This is a genomic window from Shewanella sp. SG41-4, assembly GCF_014164505.1.
GTDB lineage: Bacteria > Pseudomonadota > Gammaproteobacteria > Enterobacterales > Shewanellaceae > Shewanella.
In genome coordinates, this window is record NZ_JACJFI010000328.1 from 1 (window position 1) to 3753 (window position 3753).

The 3753-nt window shown below is 37.8% G+C and carries 4 protein-coding genes; 3 read left to right on the plus strand and 1 reads right to left on the minus strand.

Features of this window, described 5'->3' with window-relative positions:
• The 3 genes from H5202_RS19050 to H5202_RS19060 form a co-directional block, all read left to right on the plus strand.
• Positions 1–1648, plus strand: a 1648-nt coding sequence (locus tag H5202_RS19050; RefSeq protein ID WP_336244820.1) for a DUF4041 domain-containing protein, incomplete at its 5' end; no start/stop codon positions are given.
• 243 nt (positions 1649–1891) lie between these two features.
• Positions 1892–2500: a LysE family translocator gene (locus tag H5202_RS19055; protein ID WP_182773451.1), complete on the plus strand. Its 609-nt coding sequence runs from the start codon at positions 1892–1894 to the stop codon at positions 2498–2500.
• 340 nt (positions 2501–2840) lie between these two features.
• Positions 2841–3374: a GNAT family N-acetyltransferase gene (locus H5202_RS19060; RefSeq protein ID WP_182773452.1), complete on the plus strand. Its 534-nt coding sequence runs from the start codon at positions 2841–2843 to the stop codon at positions 3372–3374.
• A gap of 181 nt (positions 3375–3555) precedes the next feature.
• Here the strand turns inward: H5202_RS19060 and H5202_RS19065 are convergent, their stop codons facing one another.
• Positions 3556–3714: a hypothetical protein gene (locus H5202_RS19065; RefSeq protein ID WP_182773454.1), complete on the minus strand. Its 159-nt coding sequence runs from the start codon at positions 3712–3714 to the stop codon at positions 3556–3558.
• Positions 3715–3753 lie beyond the last annotated feature (39 nt).

Consider the following 3753-nt stretch of genomic DNA (forward strand, 5'->3'; position numbering starts at 1 on the left):
CACCCCAATGGGACCAGACGGACTAGGAAACACAATTGCTATAATAATTACTCTTTTAATAGTATCCATACTTCTTATTTATCCGTGGCTATCAAATCGGAAACGCAAGAGAATTGAGGTTAAGCTTGAAAAAATCACATCGAAACTAAATACTGCACTGAAACAGGTAGAAGAACTTAATGAGAAATACAGTCCGATCATTGATATGGAGTTGCACCTACAGCAAATACTTAATGAAACAACCGAATTATCTGAATCCTATATATCTCAATCAAAAGATGTTTTAGAAAAGGCAGAGGAAAAAGCCAGAGAACTTTCCATTTCAAGTCATTCAAAAGCGGAAAAGCTAATCACCGATGCCGAGCTAGAGTCCGCCAACATCAAAGCTGAATCCAAAGAACTAAATGCTAAAGCAAACCAAAAGCTAAAGGACATTAAAGAAAAAGTTGTTACCCTGACAAACGAAGCGTATGAAGAAGCAAATAGAATTATTGAGTTAGCAAAAATTCAGGCGCAAGAAGTAGCTGGTGATGCATATGATGCTAAGTTAAAAGCAGACTCATACGAAACAGCAATTCGAGCGATGAAAAATACAATTGAAGGATACAGGGACGATTACATTATCCCTAACCATTCAGTATTAGATGACTTAGCGGAAGAATTCAGTTTTAAAGATGCGGGAGAACAGTTAAAGCAAGCCCGTAAGCGTGTAAAAGACATGGTTAAGCAAGGGTATGCCGGTGAATGCGACTATGTAGAAATACGCAGAAAAACTTACGCTATTCACTTCGCTGTGGATGCATTCAATGGGAAAGTTGACTCAGCATTAGCAAAAGTTAAGCATGATAACTTCGGTAAAATTAAACAAGAAATCAATGATGCCTTTGCATTGGTAAACTACAATGGAGCACCTTTCAGGAACGCTCGAATTAATCAGAGCTTCCTAGATGCTAGACAAGAAGAACTCAAGTGGGCTGTTTCTACACATGAATTGCGCCAAATTGAATTAGCAGAACAGCGCGAGATAAAGCAACAGATACGTGAAGAAGAAAAAGCTCGAAAAGAGATAGAGAAGGCAATTAAAGAGGCTGAGAAAGAAGAACGCTTGATTCTAAAAGCCCTAGAAAATGCCAGGGCTGAGTTAGACAATGCCAATGAAGAGCAACGCATGGAGTTCGAAGCTCAGTTAGCTGAATTAGAAGGCAAGCTGAAAGAAGCAGAACAAAGAGGACAACGAGCACTCTCCATGGCACAGCAGACACGACGTGGGCATGTTTACGTAATAAGTAACGTCGGTAGTTTTGGTGAGAATGTATTCAAAATCGGTATGACTAGACGATTAGAGCCCTTGGATCGAGTAAAAGAACTTGGTGATGCTTCTGTACCATTTTCTTTCGATGTTCATGCGATGCTGTACAGTGAAGATGCACCAATACTAGAGAAAGAACTACATAGACGCTTTAATCACGAGTCTATAAATAAAGTGAATCCGAGAAAAGAATTTTTCCGAACATCGCTAGCTGAAATTAAACAAATGGTAGTTAACCAAGGCATTACTGATGTTCGTTGGACAATGAAAGCAGAAGCTGCTGAATATAGAGAGTCCCTTGCTATTGAGGCTGCACAACAAAAACAGAATGTAGCTTAATGAATAAACAGGCCGCAGCTAATCAAAATACTAATCATTTGATATTGTTATCTTTAGCTTTTAGTACAATGAAAGCAAATCTTACTTTACGCACAACCTCGGTTTGTTTTTTAACATGAGGCATATTTTATTGTTTTACTTTAATAAGATGAAAAATATAGGGTATTATTAATCAGTAACTTAAATGGCCGATTTAAAAAATTGCGCCCTTCAATAAGCGTAATACCTATCAGAGGAGTGTGTATGGAAAGTTATCTAATATATATAGGTGTGGCAATTACGACTATCCTTTTGCCTGGCCCAGCTGTAATGCTAACTATAAATAACTCGATTCAAAAAGGGTTATTAAAATCATTTGCGGGAATACTTGGTATTTCTTTGGCAATATTGTTAGTAGCAATTATCTCGGCCACAAGTTTAGGTGTCGTATTAGCGAGTTCAGCTGTTGCATTCAATATAATAAAAATTGCTGGGTCCGTTTATCTGATATATTTAGGTATAAAAATGTTACGTAGCGAGGTCACTAATAATATAACAAAAGAACAAGAAGGTTCCTTTTTAAAATGTTTTATGGATGGTTTTTTAGTTTCAGTCTCGAATCCCAAAGCTGTTATTTTCTTCATGTCGATCTTCCCTCAATTTATAGACTTGACTCAAGAATATACACAACAGTTCATTTTACTGGCTGCTACATTTAGCTTTTTAGTGATAGTTATTCATACTATTTATGCTGTTTTCGCATTTTATGCTAAATCAAGGCTTTCATCACGGAATGATAATGCTATTCTAAATAAAATAAGTGGTGGTGTTTTTATTAGTTTTGGAGTTGGTTTAGCTGCATCTGGTAAATAGGTGTAATCGGGTAGCCAAAGGTATCTAGTATCCTCCGGCCCCCACACCACTGCATGCGGCTCCGCACAGGGCGGATCATTTAAACACCTAACTCAAAACTTTCTGGTTAGGATATTGAACTGCGATCCATCTCTTAGTAAATATAATCCTGCTTTATTCAGAACAGAAACTGAACGATAGAAAAAGATGAAACAGTTCAAAATCCACCTTAAAAGGTGTAATCAGAACAACCTATTAAAGTTGGGTATGGCATCGGCCAAGTCCAACAAGCGATTTATGCGTCGCAAACAACGCAACGCAAAATACTAAAACGTTAGTTGTTATTGGAGTTTATATATATATGTATTACCGAGTAGCAGATTTTAATGACTTAGACGGATTAGCTAAATTGCATGCTGAAAGTTGGCGAGAATCATATAGAGGAATATTTTCTGATAATTTCCTTGATAATGATGTTTGGAAAGAACGCAAGGAGTCTTGGACTAATCGATTATCGTCTCCAAAAAATAATCAATACGTTTTAGTAGCTATTGATAACAATGAAATTTGTGGTTTTATTTGTGCTTTTGGTAATGAGAGTTCTCAATGGGGAACACTCATCGATAATCTACATGTTTCAAAATTAGGCCAAGGTAAAGGTATTGGCAAACATCTGATGTTTTTAACTGCTAAGTGGGCAGATGAAAAGTTTCAACATAAAGGTGTTTATCTTGAAGTTCTAGAGGATAACTCAAGTGCACGCAGTTTCTATCATCGACTAGGTGCAAAGCACCAAGAAACAAACTTATGGCAACCACCAGGCAGCAATTACAAAGTAAATGGTATGATTTATGTTTGGGAAAGTAATATCCCTTTGCTGAGTTTAAACAACTAATCGGGTAGCCAGAGGTATCGAACCTTCAGCCCCCACAGCACCTTGCATGCGGCTCCACAAAGGGCGGTTCACTTAAAACACCTAACTTAAACTTTCTGGTCAGGATATTGAACTGCGATTCATCCATCTCTTAGTGAATATAATCCTGCTTTCTTCAGATACTCATTGTTCAACGCTTGCTCTATTCCTGGGGTTTTCGAGCTATGCTATGCCATGGACCTTTGCTTGTATTCCCACAACCAACGTAACCGTCAAAGGCGGCTAATCCATTAATCGATTTACGAAAATCGACCACATCCGCACATAAATAAACGGTGGGCACATCAACAAACATCTTCATGCCATCAGCCCTTTAATGATGGCAACGATATCGTTCGTT

Excerpts from the sequence above, each read along its gene's own strand:
- H5202_RS19055 (WP_182773451.1), top strand. The coding sequence starts at position 1,892 with ATGGAAAGTTATCTAATATATATAGGTGTGGCAATTACGACTATCCTT.
- H5202_RS19060 (WP_182773452.1), top strand. The coding sequence starts at position 2,841 with ATGTATTACCGAGTAGCAGATTTTAATGACTTAGACGGATTAGCTAAA.
- H5202_RS19065 (WP_182773454.1), bottom strand. The coding sequence starts at position 3,714 with ATGAAGATGTTTGTTGATGTGCCCACCGTTTATTTATGTGCGGATGTG.